Genomic DNA, 19,343 nt, shown 5'->3' on the forward strand with positions numbered 1-19,343 from the left:
TCCCAAAGAAAATAAATGCAAAAGGTTTGCGTCGGGTTTGTTTGGAATAGGCAAGTCTGATACTTTTGCAGACTGTTAACCGCGCACGTGGTGAAACTGGTAGACACGCCAGCTTGAGGGGCTGGTGCTTTAAGTAGTGTGGAAGTTCGAATCTTCTCGTGCGCACAAGGAAGCTCTGAAGCAATTCAGGGCTTTTTTTGTGACCTTTAAGGTTTTTGAAACCTCGAAGGTCTTGTTGTTTTTTAAACCGCAGTGGACGCGGAGTTTTTCGCAGAGGTTACAAAGTTTTCCTGCTTCTCCAGAAGCTTCAACTCAGTTAGAATATCTACACAAAAATTTAGATATCTGGGATTTACCTATTGTGAGAAACCTAAAAAGTATCCATATAAAAGCAACTAAGCCTATATTGTAATTGAATTTAAGATTTATAATTATGACTCTTTCCCAAGAAGATAATTTACTCCTTCAGGCTCATTTTACTACCGTTTTGTTGATTGAGTTGAAAAATAATGATTTTTTGGATTCAAGCTATTATGAGCAAATGAAATTTGGAGATCCATTTATTAAAGATTCTTTAAAGAAAATAAAAGTGGATAATCAAGGTGCATTACTTATGACTTTATGTGCAATGTTGGTGTTGCCTAAACAATTATTAGAGAATCAATTTCCTGCTGAGTTTGATAATTTGAATAAATTTATTGATCTGATTAAACTAAAAGCCAACTCTAGTTATGAGTCTGATTCAAAGTCTATTGACTTTGTAAGGCATATGCGAAATGCTGTTGCACATGGTAGAGTGACGTTTGAACCTAATGTATCTGTGATTTTTTTAGATAAAAATGAAAGTAGTTCAAGAGTATGTGAAATAGTTGTCCCAATTAGTGGTATGGGATTTTTTTTAGAGCAGCTTCAAAATATTTTTAGGAGATATATTGGGTATTTACAAGAAGTTGAGAGGAATGATAAAAATTCTTAAGGAGGTTTCCTTTTTCCACCATCGGCATCCTTCCTCCCTTATATTTCCTTACATTTTCGAACTAATTACAGACTTATGAAACCATTATTTGCTTCAGCTATCTTTGCCTTTATTCTTTTAGTTTCTCAGTTTTCATTTTCCCAAGAAGCGCAATTCCCTCTGGTGAAGGGGTTTGGAGGAATTTATGAGGTGCCAGATGCATCGGAAAAGCCCGATGGAAGCTTAGATTTTTATATATTAGTAGATCTTTCTACGGCTGCTGAGGACAATGCCGAGGTAAGCCGCTGGGTAGATAATGTTGCGAGGATGATGAATTTGCATGGTCTTGCTGGGGTTACCAAAGAGCGAATGCATGTGAAAGTAGTGGTGCATGGTGGTGCGATTGCCACTGTGATGAACAATGAAGTCTATCAGAAACGTTACAATTCCGATAACCCAAATATTGCGGTATATAAAGCGCTGCAAGAAGCTGGAGTAGAAATCCTGGTATGCGGCCAATCAATGCGTGCTAGAGATTTAGAAAAATCTGATTTGTATGTCGGCGCAAATGTGGCACTTTCGGCTTTGACCACTGTGACTACTTATGCACCAAAAGGTTATACCGTCTTAAAGTTTTAATCCCCGTTTGGAATAATTATTGGTTCCTGGGGTAATGTGTTTTTGATGAATAAAATATCCCCAAATTCCAATACAGCTGGTAAAGTCATTACAGGCTTCCTGATAGCTGCTGTTTTCCTAATAGGAATGGCAGGACTAACTTATTTTACCCAAAATAAGCTATTAGAAACGATGAAGGATTTGGCGGCGCCAAATCAGAGACTAAACCTCCTAAATGACCTCCAAGCTGAGTTTATACACATCACCCAAGTCGATCATTCCAGAATTGATAAGGATTTTAGAGTCCAAGACACAAGTATTAATTCTTTGAGGGAAAAGTTGCGGGAATTATCCTCTTTGGCAGAAGACTCACTTGAAAATGCCTATATACATAGCGTTCAAACAAATTTGGACACGCTTGTTCAAGGTTATGAAAGCCTATATAATGTCAAGACAAGCCTTGCAAATCGAAATTACAACCAAGAGGCTATAAGTAAAGTAGAGCTAGGAATTCGGAGACGTGCAGCTATACAGGAGCTGCAGCCTATCGAGAAAATAAACCCTAAAGATTATCTTTTCAACGAACTACAGCAGGAAGTTGCTTCCCGTCAGGAAGCAAAATTCGGCGACGATTTTCAAAAGAAAATAATTGTAAAGGAAGACGATAAGTCAATTGCATACTTACGTGATTTGCAAAAGCAAAATCTCCGGGATCCAAAATTACCCCAAGTTCAGACCTTAGATAGCGTATTATACAATATTAAGGGGACTTTGAATAAAGTCAACAGAGAAGAGTCCATTCAAAGACAAAGGCTTGCGAAGATGGAAGCTGACATATCCGTCAGTCAAATTAAGATCATTAATACAATTCAAAACCTAGTTACCACGCTTCAACAACGTGCTCTGGATAAATCGGAGGCACAAAACAGTTATGCTTACAATCTTACTGTAGACATGACTTACATACTGATCATGATTGTTATTTTGGCATTGATTGGAGCTGGTATAATGGTCTATTCTATCCTGAAAGAGATTAAAGTGACTAAAAAATATCAGGAAAATCTTGAGCTTTCAAGAAAGAAATCTGAGCAACTGGCTAGATCTAAGCAGGAGTTTCTTGCAAATATGAGCCACGAAATCAGAAACCCACTACATGTGATTCAAGGCTACCGATCTGTTTTGGAAAAATCCGAACTTGACTCTGGTCAGCAATCTCATTTAAGGATGATAGGCTTTGCTTCTGATACTTTAATGGAAATTGTGGATGAAGTACTGGATTTCTCTAAGCTGGAAGCAGGAAAGTTGAAATTAGATGCGCATCCATTTGATCCTGAGTCACTTTTCAGTTCTTTACAGAGTTTCTTCGAACTCCAGGCAGTAGAGAAGAAAGTTGATTTTGAGTGGTCTTTAGATCTTCCTGAAGATAAATGGTTGATCGGAGATCAACTTAGGCTTAAGCAAATACTTAATAACCTACTCAGCAATTCATTCAAATTCACCTCAGAGGGGTCAATTTGTGTAAATGTGAGGTGGGTGAAAGACCTACTATCTGTGGAAATTAGGGACACAGGTATTGGGATGTCGCCAGAAGTTCTGGAAAAGGTATTTAGAGAATTTGATCAAGCTGATACATCAATTTCCAGAAGATATGGAGGTACTGGTTTAGGATTGGCTATTGTGCAAAGACTGGTTTCGCTGATGAAGGGTGAGATAAAGGTTTCCAGTGTAGAGCATAGGGGGACAACCATGTTGGTACAACTGCCTATGGTTTGCACAGAATCATTGAAGGAGGAAATTAATCCAGACGAAATTGTTTCCTTGGATCTGACAGGATTAAATATCCTTCTGGTTGATGATGATAAAGTAGGAATCAGATATTTGGAAACTATCTTGAGCTACTTCGGCGCCACAATCACCGCATATACCGGAGGCACTAAGTTTAGGGATGAGTTTGAGGAGGTTGATTTTGATCTTGTGATTTTGGACATACAAATGCCTGAATTTTCAGGGTTTGATGTAGTAAGAAAACTGCGCAATATGGATAAATACAAGGATATTCCTGTAGTTGCAATGACTGCGAATGTTTTTGTCGAAGAGCGGGATAAAATGTTGGAAAATGGATTCACCGATATTATTTTCAAACCTTTTCAGGAGCGTGTTTTAATAGAGATATTAGGTAAGTTTTTTCCAGATCATGTATTCAGGGACACTCCTGCTGACCAGCAAATAGGCGAATCGGAGGGTAGTCTTTTCCAACTGAATGATCTTTCAAGATTCTGTATGGGTGACGAGGCACTGCTTCAGGACATCGTGCGCGAACTTATTGTCGAGACCCGAAAAGATATGGAAAAGTTGAGGAGAGCTCGTCTGAACAATAATTACGATCAAATTTTAGAAATCTGCCATCAGCTAGGAAGTCGTCTGGGCCAGATAAAAAGTTCCGCAGGACACATCGCCCGAAGGGTGGAAAATAATCTTAAAATAGGAAACAAAAATGGTCTCGGCGAAACGCTGAATCAGTTGGACAAGGAAATCAATATCTTACTGTTAGCACTTTCCGAGACTAGTTTTAAAACGGTTGAGGAATTAAATTAATCCAGACCGTATTTCTCCATTTTGCTATAGAGAGTCTTACGGTCCATATTTAATATTCTTGCAGTTTTAGATTTGTTAAATTTAGTGTCCATCAGCACTTTCTGAATTAATTCTTTTTCCTGCTCCACCCAGTGTGATTTATAATCTTTAGGTGATGGAAGATCAGTCGTTCCGGAAAAGGATTGATTTGATCCTCGCATTCCTGAGTTGCTGGAGAGAGGCTCATAGAGATCTACTGGAAGTGATTCTTTCTCCACATAAGATCCAGATGTCAAAAGTACTGCACGCTTAATTATATTACGTAATTCACGAAGATTACCTGGCCAGTCATACCCCAGGAATATTTCCCATACCTCTGGTGAAAAACCTTTCACAATTTTACCAAGCCTTTCATTGCTTTCTTCCAGGAATTGATCCGCAAAATCTTCCAGATCTTCTTTTCTATTACGAAGCGGGATAGCACTTAAGGTGAATTCGTTCAATCTATGGTACAAATCTTCCCTGAAACTGCCATCTCCAGCAAGAGAAATCAAATTGTCATTTGTGGCTGCAATGATCCGGACATCAATCTGTATTTCTTTGTTTCCGCCAATTTTACGGATAGTTCTTTCCTGTATAGCTCTTAGTAGCTGAACTTGTACTTCATAGCCCAGATTACCGATTTCATCCAGGAAGATAGTTCCTCCATTTGCCATTTCGAAGTGACCGGTCTTATTATCCAGTGCTCCTGTGAACGCACCTTTTACATGCCCGAATAACTCGCTTCCCGCTAGCTCTTTTGGTAAAGCACCACAATCAATCGCGATAAATGGTCCGTCTTTCCTAGCAGATAGATCGTGGATCCTTCTGGAGATAAATTCTTTCCCTGTTCCAGTCTCGCCAAGAACAAGCACGCTCAAGTCAGTTGGCGCTACCAATTGGATGTGCTTTTCCAGCTTATCCGCTTCAGCAGAACCGCCAACTACATAACTACTTTTGGAAATACTGTTTTGTGCAGAACTAGAAGTGTCCGGTGCAACTTCAGGAGAAAAAACCTGCGGTATTTGGGTTGAAAGGGATTCTTTAACTGTTGCCAAAAGCTCATCAGGGTTGATAGGCTTGGTAATGTATTCAAAAGCCCCAAGTTTCATAGCCTTGATCGCAATTCGAATATCCGAATAATGTGTGATCAGGATCACCTGAGTTTGTGGGTAATTACTTTTTGACCATTGTAATAGCTCCATTCCAGTCCCATCAGGCAGCCTGAAATCCGCTATGATCAAATCAAATTTTGAATTGCTAAATAATTGTTGTGCTTCTTTGACCTTGATGGCAGTCTGAACAGTAAATCCATTTTTCTCAAGAAAGGTTTTAACTATCCTTGAATATGTCAGATCATCTTCTACTAATAATATATTCTTCATGATTTACTCTCTTTGGAAATGCAATTAACAAAAAAAGCACCAGACAACTGTCCAGTGCGTTTTGACTTAAGGGATTGAGCAACTATTCTTAATTTTCCTTCAAGGAAATTTTTCTAATAATTTTGGATTCGGACTCTAGGCCGGTAATGATTTATATGGAAAACTATCTATAGATCGAGGTAATTCTCCTGTTTCAAAATTTCTTAAAATCAGTAATCGTAATTCTTTTTGTGATTTTCAGAGAGTTATTGATTCCTATTAATTTTGGTTAATTCTCTGGATTCTTTAAAATTTAAATTCACTCTATAAGTTTTATGATACTTGGAGAGAATCGGAGAAAAGAATTAATAAATCCTTCAGCTAGATTAGCATCTATCACTGTGCCAACTGTGATTAATAGGAAATAGGGTGCATTTTGAAGAAAAGCGGTAGAATTTAATGTGGAGCATTCGGGCAATTTGTTGATTCAAAATAATATAAAATTCATGGTGGGGAATTTGAGATAGATCAAAAGAGATAATATTTGCCAAATTTTTAGGAAGCAAAGAGAACTTATTTTGCCAAAAATATCTTCAAAAAACAACTACCTTTGATTCTTCAAAATAACATTTGCCAGACTCTATGAGTGACGCTATCAAACACGAATGCGGCATAGCAATGATTAGATTGCGAAAACCTGCCCAATATTACATCGATAAATATGGGACAGCGGCTTTTGCCTCTAATAGGCTCTATGTCCTGATGCAAAAACAAATAAATAGAGGTCAGGATGGTGCGGGTGTAGCCAATGTAAAAATTGACACCAAGCCAGGAACGAGATATATTAGCAGATATAGATCCATCGAACCTTCGGCAGTAAATTACATCTTTGACAAGATCAACCGTAAGTACAAAAAAGCGAAGAAAATCGGAGGCCATGATGCGCTTTCTGATGGAAACTGGTTAAAGGAAAATATTGCCTTTACAGGGGAAGTTTGGCTTGGACACTTGAGATACGGAACTCATGGAGAAAATTCAATTGAGACTTGTCACCCTTTTTTAAAGCAAAATAACTGGAGAAGCCGTAACCTAGTAATGGCCGGAAACTTCAACATGACCAATGTGGAGGAGCTTTTTGATAAGCTTGTACAACTAGGTCAGCATCCAAAAGAAAAAACCGATACTGTCACTGTGATGGAGAAAATCGGCCACTTCTTGGATGAAGAGAATCAGCGTATTTTTGATAAGTACAAGCATCAATTCTCCAATGAACAGATTACTCAAGTAATAGAGGATGAATTGGATATGGCTAGAATTCTCCGAAGGTCATGTAGAGATTTTGATGGAGGATATGCTATGGCTGGTATAGTAGGAAATGGTTCTTCCTTTGTGGTAAGAGATCCTTCAGGTATCCGTCCTGCTTATTATTATGCTGATGATGAAGTGATCGTGGTTGCCTCCGAAAAGCCTGCTATCAAATCCGCTTTCAATATAAATTTCAATTCCATCAAAGAGATTCAGCCTGGTCATGCCCTAGTGATCAATAAAGATGGCTCTTATGCTGAATCGGAAATCATGCCTGCAAGGGAGAAAAAGTCTTGCTCATTTGAGCGTATTTATTTCTCCAGAGGCACTGACCCTAATATCTATCAAGAGCGGAAAAATCTTGGTAAAGCATTGATACCGCAGATTTTAAAAGCAATAGACTTTGATCTGAAAAACACCGTCTTTTCTTATATTCCGAATACTGCTGAAACAGCCTTCTTGGGTATGATAGAAGGTTTGGAGGATTATTTGGCTGCCAAAAGAAGAGAGGTCTTTGTGGATGGGAAGCCTCACATGGGAGATTTAGATGAATTGTTGAATTTCCGGCCGAGAGTGGAAAAACTCGTAAGCAAAGATGTGAAGCTGCGAACTTTCATTACGAATGACGAAGATCGTGACACTATAGTAGCGAATGTGTATGATACTACCTATGAAGTAATCAAATCAGGCATTGATACTTTGGTGGTGATAGATGATAGTATTGTTCGGGGTACTACGCTGGAGAAAAGTATTTTGACTACGCTGGATAAATTGAATCCAAAGCGTATCATCATAGTTTCTTCTGCTCCTCAGATTAGATTCCCAGATTGCTATGGCATAGACATGTCAAAAATGAAGGAGTTTATTGCTTTTAGAGCAGCGCTAGCTTTGCTTAAAGAAAGAAAAATTGATAATACACTTGATCAGGTTTATGATTCTTGTGTCGCTTTTCCTTATTCTACAGAAAACTTTGTCAAAGGCATTTATAATTCCTTTACCGATGATGAAATATCTGAGAAAATCTCAGAAATCGTTACAAATGAAGACATCAAAGCTGAAGTGAAAGTCATCTACCAAACAGTGGATAACCTTCATAAATGCTGTCCTGATCATCTAGGAGATTGGTATTTCACTGGGAACTATCCGACAACTGGAGGAATGAGAGTGGTGAACAAGTCATTTGTGAATTACATGGAAGGCAAAACTGTGAGAGCATACTAAAAATATTATAACTCTATAATCAAAGGCACAGGAATATATTCTCTGTGCCTTTTTTAGTGCCAATAACTTCAAATTCTTAATTTCACCCAAGAAGAAAAAAATATAAAATGGATATAAACGTAGGCCTTTTAACGGAAATCTGCGAAATCGCAGGAGCTCCAGGTTTTGAGAAAAGAGTTAGAGATTTGGTAATTGACTTGGTTACGCCACTGGCTGACGAGGTTAAAGTAGATAACATAGGTAATGTGATTGCCATTAAGAAGGGGCAGAGAAATCCCGATGGAAAGCGAGTGATGGTAGCTGCCCATATGGATGAGATCGGCTTTATAGTTACTCATATTGATGATAATGGTTTTTTGAGATTCCATACTTTAGGTGGATTTGATCCTAAAACACTTACTGCCCAGCGCGTAATCGTACATGGAAAAAAAGATTTGGTAGGAGTGATGGGAAGTAAGCCTATTCACGTGATGTCTGCAGAGGAAAGAACCAAACTGCCTAAGACAACTGACTTTTTTATCGACATGGGTATGCCTAAGGGAGAAGTGGAAAAATTGGTTACAGTGGGCAATCCTGTCACCAGAGATCGGGAATTGATTGAGATGGGTGATTGTGTTAATTGCAAATCCATCGATAATAGAGTGGCAGTATTTATCCTAATTGAGACATTGAAACAACTTGAAAATCCTGCTTACGATGTCTATGCAACTTTTACAGTTCAGGAAGAAGTAGGTTTACGCGGGGCAAATGTGGCTGCCCATGGAATCAATCCCGATTTTGGAATTGCCTTGGATACCACTATTGCATTTGATGTGCCGGGAGCGCAAGCCCATGAAAAAGTCACCGAACTTGGAAAAGGCACAGCAATAAAAATCATGGATGCGATGACGATTTGTGATTATCGTATGGTGGAATTTATGAAGCAAACAGCTGACAAGTCTGCGATCTCTTGGCAACCTGAAATACTTGTGGCGGGCGGAACAGATACTGCTGGAGTACAGCGAATGGGTAAACAGGGGGCGATAGCAGGCGCGATTTCTATCCCGACGAGACATTTGCATCAAGTGATCGAAATGGCTCATAAGAAAGATATAGCGGATTCTATTGCTTTGCTAAAGGCTTGCCTGGAGCAGATTGATGAATACGATTGGCAGCACTGACCAGATTAGCCCTTTGGATATTTTGTTTAAAGGGCTGATTTTTTATTTTGATGCTGGTTATGCCTAATTTTTGCCTTAATTGATGAATATAATCAGTATAATTTTTCATGAAATTTGTAAAAAGGGATAAAATCATTGTTGAACCTTTTTTGGCTTTTGGAAACAATAAAGAAGTTTTTCTGAAAGGCAGAGTAATTAGTGCCTATACAGACAAGAGACCTTCCTCCCGCAACAATTGGCTTAAAAACATCCTTGCTTCTATAAAGCGGTATTCCGGGTCATCTATCCCTTCTGCTAAAGTAGAGATCAAATTTCAGGAAGTTAGTTATGTGATTTCCACGGATGAGAATGGGGTTTTCGAGTTACGTATTGGGGATTACCAGCCCAATGAAGGATCAAAGGAAATTGTTACATTTAAAGTACTAGAGCCAGTTTCCAAAAAATCACAAGTAGCTAAGCTCGAAGTGAACCATTATTCTGGTCCGACCGGAGTGATTTCAGATATTGATGATACCGTCATTATTTCTCATTCTACAGATATTGGAAAGAAATTTTGGCTATCAATCTCGAAAAATGCTTTCACTAGAAGGCCATTACCTGGGGTGTCTGATTTTTATAAAAAACTTACTGAGAACGGGCAATTACCCATATTTTATGTCTCCAGCAGTGATTGGTCCCTATTTGATTTGATCAGGGATTTCATGAAATTCCGACATATACCAAATGGTCCGATTTTACTAAAGGACAAACATATTAACCTAAGAAATATTTGGAAATCAGGTGGAGGAGATCACCAACACAAGCTTGATAAAATTGAGTTGATTTTCGGTATGTATCCTGATATGTCTTTTTATCTGATAGGGGATAGCGGACAGCAGGATCCCGAGATTTATGCGCAAATACTCCAAAGCCACCCACGAAGAATTAGGGGGGTATTTATTCGATTAGTCGATGTGTTGGACGATGAGAGAAAGCAGAAATTATCGGACTTGATTAATATGGAACATTTTCACTTTGTGGAAACCTCGGACGAAGCTATCGCTATAGCCGAAAAAGAAATGATAATATAATTATATGCGCAAAAGCTGTTTGTTTGTTTTCAATCCTGCCTCCGGTAAAAATGGATTGAGTAGAGAGGAATTGGATGAAGTGGTTGAGGAGAAACTCTCAGATTACCAAGTTAAAATTGTAGAGACTACAGGAGAAGACGATTCTGAACTCATCAAACTTCAATTTGAGAATTTAAAACCTGATCTGGTAATAGTCGGAGGTGGAGATGGTACTGTGAAGTTGGTGGCAAAAAGTCTGCGCGGACTAACCGTACCTTTAGTGATTGCTCCTCTTGGATCTGCAAATGGTCTGGCAAAATGTATGGGAATTGATACACTGGAAGAAGCTTGGGAAGCGATTAAAATCTTTGATGTGCATAATATAGATGCTATTGATATCGATGGTGAGCTTTGCCTGCATCTAGCTGATTTTGGAATCAATGCCAATTTGATCCAGAAATTTGAGAAGGATGACTCTAGGGGAATGCTTGGGTATGTAAAACACTCTTTAGGCGAAATATTCGGTACCGAATCCATGAATTTTCAATTGAAGATCGATGGGGAAACGATTGATCTCTCGGCCAAAATGATTGTTATAGCCAATGGAGATAGATATGGTACAGGAGCTATTGTGAATTGCAATGGTATCATGGACGATGGTAAATTTGAAGTAATTTCCATAAATCCCGAAACCGTTGAACACTATCTGAAAATGACGATTGGATTTGTAAAAGGCGATCTTCACGAACTGGAAGGGATAAATTCATGGAGTGTCACAAGCTGCGAAATTATTAATCTGGAAGGTGCAGAATTTCAGATTGATGGGGAGATGATGAAAAGTCCAGAGAAGGTCTCCGCCAAAATAGATAAACATGCTTTTAAGTTTCTTACAGGAAAATCCTTTGCACAATGCCATGCTTCAGGAGAATGAGGACACTTATCCAAATTCGGTTTTTAAGAAGTAGGAAATCATTAACTTACTTTATCTTTTAAAATCAATTTTTACCTCCATGTTTAAAAAAGTCATTTTAGCGTCCATTTTAGGGACAATCTTAATATCCTGTTCTGAGAAAAAAGATGTTCAACAGTCAGAAGTCCAAGTGATAGAAGAGTCTGATTCAGAATGGATTGAAATGTTTAATGGGAAAAACCTAAAAGGATGGACTCCTAAAATTTTTCATCATGAGTCAGGAGATAATTATCAAAACACCTTTCGGGTTATAGACGGAGCTATAGAAGTTAATTACGACGACTATAAAGAAGGTTTCAATGACCGTTATGGACATTTGTTTTATGAGAAGCCATTTTCATCTTTTCATATGACTTGGGAATATAGATTTACTGACCAGTGGCTGGAAGATGCAGCGAGCTATACTTATAGAAACAGCGGTGTGATGTTCCATTCCCAAGCTCCCGAAACTATTTTAAAAGAACAGGATTGGCCTATTTCAGTGGAGTGGCAAATGCTGGCTGAGGAAGAAGAAGGCGTTCCTAGACCAACTGGGAATATGTGCTCACCTGGAACTGATGTGTTTTTTGAAGGTGAAAAAGATCCACGGCATTGCATCAATTCTTCATCCCCAACTTTTAAATGGAATGAATGGGTAAAGGCTGATCTCATTGTATACGGTGATTCATTGGTTATTCACATGGTAAATGGAGATACTGTTTTACAATACACTAAGCCTCAGATTGGCGGTGGAGTTGCAAATAATTTTGATCCTAAATACAAGGAAGATGGTAAAGCGCTGACCGATGGATATATTGGATTACAGAGCGAGGGTCAGGGAGTGATATTTAAGAATTTGAAGATTAAGGAGCTTTAAAAAGTAGCTAGTACCTAAACGTAAGTAGCAAGATTTTAGAATCAAGAGTCAAGAAATAATAATTTGCAGCCGTTCGTGTCCTCACGAACGGCTTTTTTATACAGATAGCAGTCTCATAAACAAGAAAACCTCCAGCTTCCTAACTCCCCAACTTCCCGCCTCCATCACTTCAAATAAACCGTCTTGCCAGTCCTGGCACTTTCCACAGCTGCAGAGAGAATTTCTACCACAATCATATTATTCTCTAAAGATGGTAAAGCATACTCGTCAAGGACAAGATCGCCGTTAATAACCGCTAGGAATAACGTGAAAGGGTCTTCGAAAGGAGTGTTTTCATATTTCAGCTTGTATTCAGTTTCTTCAAATCCGGAATAGCCTTCAGCATTTAGTACACGCACATCTGTTGGATTATCGGCATAGATTGCGCCAGTAAGACCGTAAATCTCCATATCTTTTCTGCCGATTGGCCAGTTCCATGAAGCTTGAATAATCGCTTGTGAATCGTCGTAATTCAGGATTATAGTTCCTTCGTCATCTACTTTTGGATTGTTTTCCGGCTGTAGTTGCTGCGTCACGGCAGTGACAGATTTAGGTCGTTTTCCACTTTCTAGCCAGGTCACCAGATTTGCACCGTAACATCCAAAATCTATTATTGCTCCCCCGCCATTGAGTTTTGGGTCTGTTAGCCATTCCAGGAATTCATTACTCACACCTATTTTTTTTGGTCCTTTGTGACCGTCGCGAACTACTACTTTGCGAAGATCTCCTACTTCTCCACTTTGCAAGATTTCATATGCTTTGAAGGTGCTCGGATACCAAGTCGTCTCGTAGTTTGTGATAAGATGAATATTGTGCTTTTCAGCTAAAGCCTTCATTTTTTTAGCGTGCTCTAAACTTACTGCCAGAGGCTTTTCCACCATCACATGAATGCCTCTAGGTGCACATGCCTCAACTACAGAGAGATGATCATATATATTTCCGAAAGCGGTAACAGCCTCAGGGTTGGTTTTATCAAGCATTTCTTCCATGGTATCAAAAACCAGATCCATTGATATCCCATGCTGCTCTGTCAGTCGCTTTGCTAGTTCTCTGTTGGGTTCTGCGATTCCTACAATCTCTAAATCTCCGCGATCTTTTGCATTTAGAATCCAACCAACATGTCCATGTGTGAGTCCTGCTACTCCGATTTTGGTTCGCTTCTGCTGGGCAAATGAGTTTATACTTAAAAGTACTACTAAAAAGAAACTGAGGAAGAAATGGGTTTTCATGGGTTGGTAGTTTGAGAATTTAAGCTTTTAAAATGAAGTAGTTTTAGAAATTATGAATTGCCAATTAGTTCGAGACAAGATAGCGATTCGTCAGCCTTAAAAAGTTCTAAATCTCTATGATGTTTTCGCAAAAGAGATTCAATCATGCTTGTAGTTTGATTGATGGAGCGAATCCAGATGATTTTTGGAGGATGGTTCCAGATAAGTGAAAAATGATAGAAATCAGCATCGAATGTGACAATGGTAAAATCTTCTCGTTTAGCATATCCCCAAATTTCATGATCTGTGAAATTTTCAATTCCTAGTTCTCGTACATGTTTTGCTTCAGGATATATATCTGATAGCCTTTTTACAATTTTGAAAGAAATGTTCTGATCGAACAAGACTTTCATGATGCAATCCCGAGTTGTTTTTCTCTTGTTGCTGCAAAAAATAAACATGCATTGATACTTTCTTCAGATAATTCAGGGAAATCAGAAATGATTTCTTCTTTGGTCATCCCGTTTGCCAACCAGTTTAATACATCAGCTACCGAAATTCTGGTACCTATTATCGATGGTTTTCCAAAACGCTTGTTGGGATTGATTTCGATATACTTATTAAGTTCCATAGCTAAATGTCGTAAAATCAGTTAACAATGTCTACGAAATTATATTCTTGTTGTTATTGGCTAATATTCCTCTTTACATCCTAGAAATAGTCATTCCTCCATCCACACAAATTACCTGACCTGTGGAATAGGGAAGATCACCGTTCACTAAGGCAGCGACTACTTTGCCAATATCCTCAGGAACTCCCATTCTTCGCTCTAGTGTCATCCCGTTTTTCACTCCCTGATGGTATGTTTCACGTACTTTTTCGATCATATCCGTTTCGATTACACCTGGGCGAATTTCATAAACGGGGATATTAAACTCTGCCATTTTCACAGTCAAAACTTTGGAAAGCATAGATAGGGCAGACTTGGACATGCAATAAGAAGCACGAGTAGTGGAAGCAACAGTAGCGGAAATAGACGTTATGTTCACGATTGAAATTTGCGATTCAGGGTTAGTTCTCTTCAAATCTGCCATCCATTTTGCAATAGCCTGCGTCAAGAAAAAAGTGCCTTTTTGATTGATCTCCATCAGATGATCATAGTCTTCTTCAGTCACGTCGAAGAAATCACTTCTAGTTCTTGGAGCCACTCCGGCATTGTTGACCAGAATATCGATTTTACCAAATTTCGCTAACAAGCCTTCAACAATCGCTCTTCGGTCCTCACCGGAAGCAATGTTCCCTTGAAGATATTCTACCCGGACACCATAGCCTTTCAGTTCTTCCAAAGCTTCTCGTACATTCGCTTCCTCGCGTACACCATTGATCGCTAGGTTGATTCCAGCTTCTGCAAGTTTTCGCGCTATGCCCAAACCAATTCCTCGTGATCCACCGGTGACTAATGCTACTCGACTCATGATGCTTTGATAGTTTTAAGTGTTTCGTGTATTTCCATTTTTTTGTAAAAAGGATCCAATGGAAAACAACCAGAAATCATTCCGTTTCTTGGTGCAGTAGTACAATCCGAGAAAGTGCGACAAATTTTTGCCCGCTTCATCGGAGTTCCTTCCAAAACGTCTGCTGGTAATTCCGGGTAACTGAGTACCATTCTACCTAAGCCAATGGAATCTGCTTTTCCTGTATCTAATACATTTTGAGCGACATTTGGTAGCCACTCTTGCAAATAAGAATAGCCGGAACCCACAGCATAAAAACTTGGAAAAGCGTTCTTCACTTCGCTTACAGCAGCGATTTGTCGCGCCACCCCATGAAGGGGGTCTTCTGGAGGCATATAGCCATCTGAAGGAGGGAAAAGGGCAGGGCGCTGAATGTGTGGATTGTAATATGGACTACCTGCTGTCGTACAAAGCAGCTCTATATCTAGTTTCTCTAATTCTTTTAAAAACTCAAAAGACTCAGATAGATTTTCGCCAATTCCTGATTCGTCACCGCCAAAAGCATATTTGTATGGACTGTCTGTGGCAGGGATTCCAGTTCCATCTGGACCTTGTTTGAAAGGCATCCAGTCAAAAATACTCATACGAACTCCGATTTCCAGTGCTGGCGCTTCTGCTCTGATTCCTGCTACGATCTCCCGGATAAATCTAGTTCTGTTATCTAAAGACTTTCCATATTTTCCCTCCCGATCATAGGCACTCAAGAACTCATGTCCCAAATAACCATGGCAATGCTTGATGTCGACAAATTTGAATCTTGCCTTCTGAGCCCGTACAGCTGCGATTACATAGGCATCGATCAGTTCAGAGATTTCTCCATCAGTCATTAGCGGATAATCTTCGGCAAGGCCAAATTTCTTATTCAAAATCGGATGGGAATAGAGGATCTTAGGCTCCATTTTAGTTTTGCTATTTGGCTTGCAAAACCTGCCCGAATGTGTGAGTTGCAAGCCAGTAAGCAAATCATCTGCATTTCCAAAAGCTGTCTCGTGCTCCGATTCGACCATTTTATATAGCTCCTCAAAATCACCGAGATTTTGCTCATTGATCATGAGTTGATTTGGGTTTGCTCTTCCGGCTGTTTGTACAGCAACTGCTTCGCAGCCCCAAAGTAATTTGGCTCCAGAGATCGCAAAGTTTTTCCAGCGTCTCTTGGTTAGCTCTGTGGGTTTGCCATCGGTTGTGCCATCCCAACCTTCCATCGGAAGGATGCAAAAGGCATTTCCTATGGTATTTCCTGCCCTGGTGGTGTGGCCTTTGGCAAAAGGAGAATTTCTACCCGTTTTCAACTCTTCATCAAAACCCATTGCTATACCTTCCTTAGCAAGATGATCTCGAAGTTGATCTCCTGTTTTCAGTTGGGCAACTCTTGGGTATTGAGGTTTGTATTTTCCAGTGCTCATTGGCTTACACAGTTAAAGAAGCTGTAATAATTTTCGCCTTTTTGCATGCGCTGAAGTAATAGCGCCAATTCTCGAGCATGGTAATCTCCCCACATGCAAGATTCTCCGTATGGAGCTTTTGTAGGATCCGGGCGATGATCCCAGCCGTTTGGTTGATGATAAATGGAATGCAAAATCAAACCCTGATGCTCTGGATCTGTAGAAAGGTAAGGCTCAGAGAATAGGTTTTTAGCTATCTGAATTCCTGCTTGAATGTACTTTTCTGATCGATCAGGATCCAAGCTTTTCAGCCAGTTTCCGATCCGGATAAATCCTTGTGCAGCAATGCAGGCAGCTGAAGAGTCGATTGGCTCATAGGCATTGAAGGGATCTGATTTTACGTTTAGGTAATCACCCATTTTATGCAAATTTGGTGCTCCAGTATCCCAATAAGGAATGCCGTCTGTAGGAGTATTTGCTAGGTAAAAGTCAGTTGTAGCAATTGCAGCTTTTTTTAATTCTGAGATAAGATCTGCTTTCGAGATAACCGATGAATAGTCTCTTTCATCAATACTATCCAAAATTTCCAGCGTTTCACCCAATCCGCAGATTGCCCAAGCTAAACCCCGCGTCCAGGTGCTGAAGCCCGTATAGCCTTGCTGGGAATTAGGACATCGGTAATTACCATCGTTCGTGTTGAAGATAATCTCGTGAGCGGTTCTACCTGAAATATCATAAGTGTCTCTGCCATTTCCGTAGAAAATAGAATACTTGACGGTACTCAAAATGTGCTGAATCGCCCGCTGGATAAGTGAAATTCGTTTGTCATTTTCACCCTGCAAAACGTGTCCCAAGCCATGTGAAACTACCAAAGCACGACATGAACGAATCGTGTCCACGAAAAGTGAATGCGGGCCATTAAATGAATAAATGTAGCCTCCGTCAGTCGTATTTGTCCAGCGCATTGCCTGCACAGCTCCACTTACTTTTAGCGCAAGTTGATAGAAGTTTTTCTCCCAATCAGCACCTTCGATTTTTCCTTCTTCGATCAGGCGAAGTAGATTTCCGTAGGTACTCACATTATTGAAACCATGGTCATGCACGCCGGTATGCGTAAGGTGAGGAGCCATTTTATTCAAGGTATTATCCCTACCGATTTTCAAAAAGTGCTCATCACCCGTCGCATCAAATTGCAGGATTGCCGATCCGTATTGGAATCCTTGAGTCCATTCTGTCCACCCTCGAGTGACATATTTCCCTTTTTCTGTGAAAACAGGAGCGCCATTCGCAGTGTCGAAAGAGTTTTCGATCAGATTTATTTTTTTTCCGGAAAGCTCCCAAAATCTATTGAGGGCTGCTTCCAAGTCATTAATTGAAATAGTTGAATCAAGCTTCATGATTTGTTTTTTGAGACAAATGATGGCGTAGCATCACTGTAAAAGTTAAAACAAAGAGTACGCAATACATTAAGAAATCCAGAGGGTAACCTGCGATGACACTTGGTACAATTCCGATTAGAGATAATAAGAATGTAACCAGCGCTAGCATAGAAATCCAGATAAGTTCTTTGGGTGGATTTTTGAATATAACCGCTCCCAAAACCACTGGAGCAATCATTGATGTACCTGCGAAACTTACTCTCGCTAATAGCACCAGTTCATCACTCATATAGGTAGAAAACACCAAAACGATCATGGAGAAAAGCAAAATGGAAATCTTGGTGATACGCATGTTGGATTTATCAGACCCAGAAAGAAGGGAGCGTAATTCCGTGCCTAAGGCAAAGATTTGCGCATTGGTAGTAGAAAGACAAGCCGCAAATAAACCTACCACAGCGAGCGCTGCAACTGGTACCGCCTGATCAAAGAGAAGCGCGTTTGTCAAGAAATCTGCAGTACTGGCATCAGGATATTTTATCGCTCCATAAAGCCCAATAAATGCTGTGGGTAAAATCACCAGAATAGCGAAAATACCAACTGCATAAGCCATTCTGTGAACAGATTTCAAGCTTTTCATCACCACCAATCTGGTAGTGAATTGTGGCTGTGAAACTGGAATAAGCACAATCGCAATGGCTGAGGCAATTAGAAATGGCGAAGTGAATAAGCCTTTTGGGCCAGGAAGAGTAAGAAGGTCGGGATTGGTTTCAGATACTTTTGCCAAACCAGCTTCCATTCCTCCGCTCATTTGCAAGCAAGTCACGCCAATAATCCAGATTACGGTGAGCATAATCACTCCTTGGATTGCATCGCTATAGACTATGGCTTTTAGGCCGCCGATCTCCGAGTAGATCAACATGATGACAACCAAAAAAACCGACCATGCCCAATAAGGAAACATGTCAGGGAAAGCGGCGTCCAGAAAGATGGAGATTCCGCGGATCTGAATGGCTACATAAGGAATCAAAAAGAGGAATGCACTGGCGAATACCAGATAGCCAGCGAAGGAATTTTCATAGCAGGATTTCATTAGTCCTGCGACTCCTTTATATCCATTTATAGTTGCCCGCTTTCGCAAAGCATATCCAAACCAAATCAGGAAAAAGACCATCAGCGCGTCTGATAATGCCAGGAAAATCCAGGCGCCAACACCATGAGTTCGGAAGAAATCCGGCATTCCCATAAAGGTGAAAGCAGAGAATAATGCTGCTGAAAAGGTCAAAAACCCTAATATGGTACCAATATTTGAACCTGCGAAAATAAAGTCGTCGGAGGTTCTCTCTTTGTTGTAGGATCTATAAGATGCATATCCTAGCATCGCCAGGAACAAGGTGAAAAAGAATACTAACCATCCAATCATTGCTTCTTCGGATCTTCAAATGGAAATACTTTTGAAGCAATAAATGTTGCAAATACAACCAGCACTGTGATTAGGAAACCCGACCAAAAAACGAAAGGCACATTTGCCAAAGTGGGATCAAGCTTTCCGTCTTTAAAAAGAAAAAGATATGAGCCAACTGTCAATACAATCACAGCGAGCACCAATTGTTTCCATTGTTTGGATTTCATACGTTAGGATTATTTTGGATAATTCGGGTTTTACCTAAAAATCATTTTAAGTTCGGCTTAAAATAGTAATTATCTTCTTTA

At 39.7% G+C, this 19,343-nt stretch carries 17 protein-coding genes and 1 tRNA gene; 9 read left to right on the forward strand and 9 right to left on the reverse strand.

Annotated features, from left to right (window positions below):
- Positions 1 to 81 precede the first annotated feature (81 nt).
- The 4 genes from AACZ73_RS12900 to AACZ73_RS12915 all read left to right on the forward strand — a co-directional run bounded on the left by AACZ73_RS12900 (position 82) and on the right by AACZ73_RS12915 (position 4,168).
- Positions 82 to 165: transfer RNA gene (locus AACZ73_RS12900), tRNA-Leu, on the forward strand.
- Between the two features lie 268 nt (positions 166 to 433).
- Positions 434 to 976: a HEPN family nuclease gene (locus AACZ73_RS12905; protein ID WP_339878397.1), complete on the forward strand. Its 543-nt coding sequence runs from the start codon at positions 434 to 436 to the stop codon at positions 974 to 976.
- Between the two features lie 75 nt (positions 977 to 1,051).
- On the forward strand, positions 1,052 to 1,594 hold the full coding sequence (locus tag AACZ73_RS12910) for a DsrE family protein (RefSeq protein ID WP_339878399.1): 543 nt from the start codon (positions 1,052 to 1,054) through the stop codon (positions 1,592 to 1,594).
- Positions 1,595 to 1,639: 45 nt separating this feature from the next.
- Positions 1,640 to 4,168: an ATP-binding protein gene (locus tag AACZ73_RS12915; protein ID WP_339878401.1), complete on the forward strand. Its 2,529-nt coding sequence runs from the start codon at positions 1,640 to 1,642 to the stop codon at positions 4,166 to 4,168.
- Here AACZ73_RS12915 and AACZ73_RS12920 read toward each other — a convergent pair.
- A complete protein-coding gene (locus AACZ73_RS12920) occupies positions 4,165 to 5,571 on the reverse strand; it encodes a sigma-54 dependent transcriptional regulator (RefSeq protein ID WP_339878403.1) in 1,407 nt (468 codons plus the stop codon). The two genes, AACZ73_RS12915 and AACZ73_RS12920, sit on opposite strands and share 4 nt — an antisense overlap.
- A gap of 621 nt (positions 5,572 to 6,192) precedes the next feature.
- Between AACZ73_RS12920 and AACZ73_RS12925 the strand changes: the two genes are divergently transcribed.
- From AACZ73_RS12925 to AACZ73_RS12945, 5 genes are all read left to right on the forward strand, one after another.
- On the forward strand, positions 6,193 to 8,076 hold the full coding sequence (locus tag AACZ73_RS12925) for an amidophosphoribosyltransferase (RefSeq protein WP_339878405.1): 1,884 nt from the start codon (positions 6,193 to 6,195) through the stop codon (positions 8,074 to 8,076).
- A gap of 107 nt (positions 8,077 to 8,183) precedes the next feature.
- Positions 8,184 to 9,236: a M42 family metallopeptidase gene (locus AACZ73_RS12930; RefSeq protein WP_339878407.1), complete on the forward strand. Its 1,053-nt coding sequence runs from the start codon at positions 8,184 to 8,186 to the stop codon at positions 9,234 to 9,236.
- Between the two features lie 107 nt (positions 9,237 to 9,343).
- Complete coding sequence (locus AACZ73_RS12935) at positions 9,344 to 10,306, forward strand: phosphatase domain-containing protein (RefSeq protein ID WP_339878409.1); 963 nt, start codon at positions 9,344 to 9,346, stop codon at positions 10,304 to 10,306.
- A gap of 4 nt (positions 10,307 to 10,310) precedes the next feature.
- On the forward strand, positions 10,311 to 11,216 hold the full coding sequence (locus tag AACZ73_RS12940; RefSeq protein ID WP_339878410.1) for a diacylglycerol kinase family protein: 906 nt from the start codon (positions 10,311 to 10,313) through the stop codon (positions 11,214 to 11,216).
- 79 nt (positions 11,217 to 11,295) lie between these two features.
- Positions 11,296 to 12,111 carry a DUF1080 domain-containing protein gene (locus AACZ73_RS12945; RefSeq protein WP_339878412.1) on the forward strand — a complete coding sequence of 272 codons (816 nt, stop codon included), beginning with the start codon at positions 11,296 to 11,298 and terminating at the stop codon, positions 12,109 to 12,111.
- A 164-nt stretch (positions 12,112 to 12,275) separates the two neighbouring features.
- Here AACZ73_RS12945 and AACZ73_RS12950 read toward each other — a convergent pair whose 3' ends face one another.
- From AACZ73_RS12950 to AACZ73_RS12985, 8 genes are all read right to left on the reverse strand, one after another.
- The gene (locus tag AACZ73_RS12950; protein ID WP_339878414.1) at positions 12,276 to 13,379 is read right to left on the reverse strand and encodes a Gfo/Idh/MocA family oxidoreductase; all 1,104 of its coding nucleotides are present in this window, start codon (positions 13,377 to 13,379) and stop codon (positions 12,276 to 12,278) included.
- Positions 13,380 to 13,429: 50 nt separating this feature from the next.
- Entirely contained in the window at positions 13,430 to 13,771 is a 342-nt protein-coding gene (locus AACZ73_RS12955; RefSeq protein WP_339878417.1) for a DUF5615 family PIN-like protein, read from the reverse strand.
- Positions 13,768 to 13,989 carry a DUF433 domain-containing protein gene (locus AACZ73_RS12960; RefSeq protein WP_339878419.1) on the reverse strand — a complete coding sequence of 74 codons (222 nt, stop codon included), beginning with the start codon at positions 13,987 to 13,989 and terminating at the stop codon, positions 13,768 to 13,770. Before AACZ73_RS12960 ends, AACZ73_RS12955 begins: the two co-directional genes overlap by 4 nt.
- A 73-nt stretch (positions 13,990 to 14,062) precedes the next feature.
- Positions 14,063 to 14,833 (reverse strand): 3-ketoacyl-ACP reductase, encoded by a 771-nt coding sequence (locus tag AACZ73_RS12965; RefSeq protein ID WP_339878420.1) that lies wholly within the window; start codon positions 14,831 to 14,833, stop codon positions 14,063 to 14,065.
- Positions 14,830 to 16,275 (reverse strand): NADH:flavin oxidoreductase, encoded by a 1,446-nt coding sequence (locus tag AACZ73_RS12970; RefSeq protein ID WP_339878422.1) that lies wholly within the window; start codon positions 16,273 to 16,275, stop codon positions 14,830 to 14,832. Before AACZ73_RS12970 ends, AACZ73_RS12965 begins: the two co-directional genes overlap by 4 nt.
- Positions 16,272 to 17,651, reverse strand: a complete 1,380-nt coding sequence (locus AACZ73_RS12975) for a glycosyl hydrolase (protein ID WP_339878424.1) — start codon at positions 17,649 to 17,651, stop codon at positions 16,272 to 16,274. Before AACZ73_RS12975 ends, AACZ73_RS12970 begins: the two co-directional genes overlap by 4 nt.
- Positions 17,641 to 19,053, reverse strand: coding sequence for a sodium:solute symporter family protein (locus AACZ73_RS12980; protein ID WP_339878426.1), 1,413 nt, complete (start codon positions 19,051 to 19,053; stop codon positions 17,641 to 17,643). The genes AACZ73_RS12975 and AACZ73_RS12980 overlap by 11 nt, the downstream gene beginning before the upstream one ends.
- Positions 19,050 to 19,262, reverse strand: coding sequence for a hypothetical protein (locus AACZ73_RS12985; RefSeq protein WP_339878428.1), 213 nt, complete (start codon positions 19,260 to 19,262; stop codon positions 19,050 to 19,052). The genes AACZ73_RS12980 and AACZ73_RS12985 overlap by 4 nt, the downstream gene beginning before the upstream one ends.
- Between the last annotated feature and the right edge of the window lie 81 nt (positions 19,263 to 19,343).

This window comes from uncultured Algoriphagus sp. (assembly GCF_963974835.1).
GTDB lineage: Bacteria > Bacteroidota > Bacteroidia > Cytophagales > Cyclobacteriaceae > Algoriphagus.

Bases quoted from the DNA above. Each gene is read 5' to 3' on its own strand.
- AACZ73_RS12935 (WP_339878409.1), top strand. From the start codon at position 9,344: ATGAAATTTGTAAAAAGGGATAAAATCATTGTTGAACCTTTTTTGGCT.
- AACZ73_RS12945 (WP_339878412.1), top strand. From the start codon at position 11,296: ATGTTTAAAAAAGTCATTTTAGCGTCCATTTTAGGGACAATCTTAATA.
- AACZ73_RS12965 (WP_339878420.1), bottom strand. From the start codon at position 14,833: ATGAGTCGAGTAGCATTAGTCACCGGTGGATCACGAGGAATTGGTTTG.
- AACZ73_RS12970 (WP_339878422.1), bottom strand. From the start codon at position 16,275: ATGAGCACTGGAAAATACAAACCTCAATACCCAAGAGTTGCCCAACTG.
- AACZ73_RS12905 (WP_339878397.1), top strand. From the start codon at position 434: ATGACTCTTTCCCAAGAAGATAATTTACTCCTTCAGGCTCATTTTACT.
- AACZ73_RS12925 (WP_339878405.1), top strand. From the start codon at position 6,193: ATGAGTGACGCTATCAAACACGAATGCGGCATAGCAATGATTAGATTG.
- AACZ73_RS12915 (WP_339878401.1), top strand. From the start codon at position 1,640: ATGAATAAAATATCCCCAAATTCCAATACAGCTGGTAAAGTCATTACA.
- AACZ73_RS12960 (WP_339878419.1), bottom strand. From the start codon at position 13,989: ATGGAACTTAATAAGTATATCGAAATCAATCCCAACAAGCGTTTTGGA.
- AACZ73_RS12985 (WP_339878428.1), bottom strand. From the start codon at position 19,262: ATGAAATCCAAACAATGGAAACAATTGGTGCTCGCTGTGATTGTATTG.
- AACZ73_RS12940 (WP_339878410.1), top strand. From the start codon at position 10,311: ATGCGCAAAAGCTGTTTGTTTGTTTTCAATCCTGCCTCCGGTAAAAAT.
- AACZ73_RS12930 (WP_339878407.1), top strand. From the start codon at position 8,184: ATGGATATAAACGTAGGCCTTTTAACGGAAATCTGCGAAATCGCAGGA.
- AACZ73_RS12955 (WP_339878417.1), bottom strand. From the start codon at position 13,771: ATGAAAGTCTTGTTCGATCAGAACATTTCTTTCAAAATTGTAAAAAGG.
- AACZ73_RS12910 (WP_339878399.1), top strand. From the start codon at position 1,052: ATGAAACCATTATTTGCTTCAGCTATCTTTGCCTTTATTCTTTTAGTT.
- AACZ73_RS12975 (WP_339878424.1), bottom strand. From the start codon at position 17,651: ATGAAGCTTGATTCAACTATTTCAATTAATGACTTGGAAGCAGCCCTC.
- AACZ73_RS12920 (WP_339878403.1), bottom strand. From the start codon at position 5,571: ATGAAGAATATATTATTAGTAGAAGATGATCTGACATATTCAAGGATA.
- AACZ73_RS12980 (WP_339878426.1), bottom strand. From the start codon at position 19,053: ATGATTGGATGGTTAGTATTCTTTTTCACCTTGTTCCTGGCGATGCTA.
- AACZ73_RS12950 (WP_339878414.1), bottom strand. From the start codon at position 13,379: ATGAAAACCCATTTCTTCCTCAGTTTCTTTTTAGTAGTACTTTTAAGT.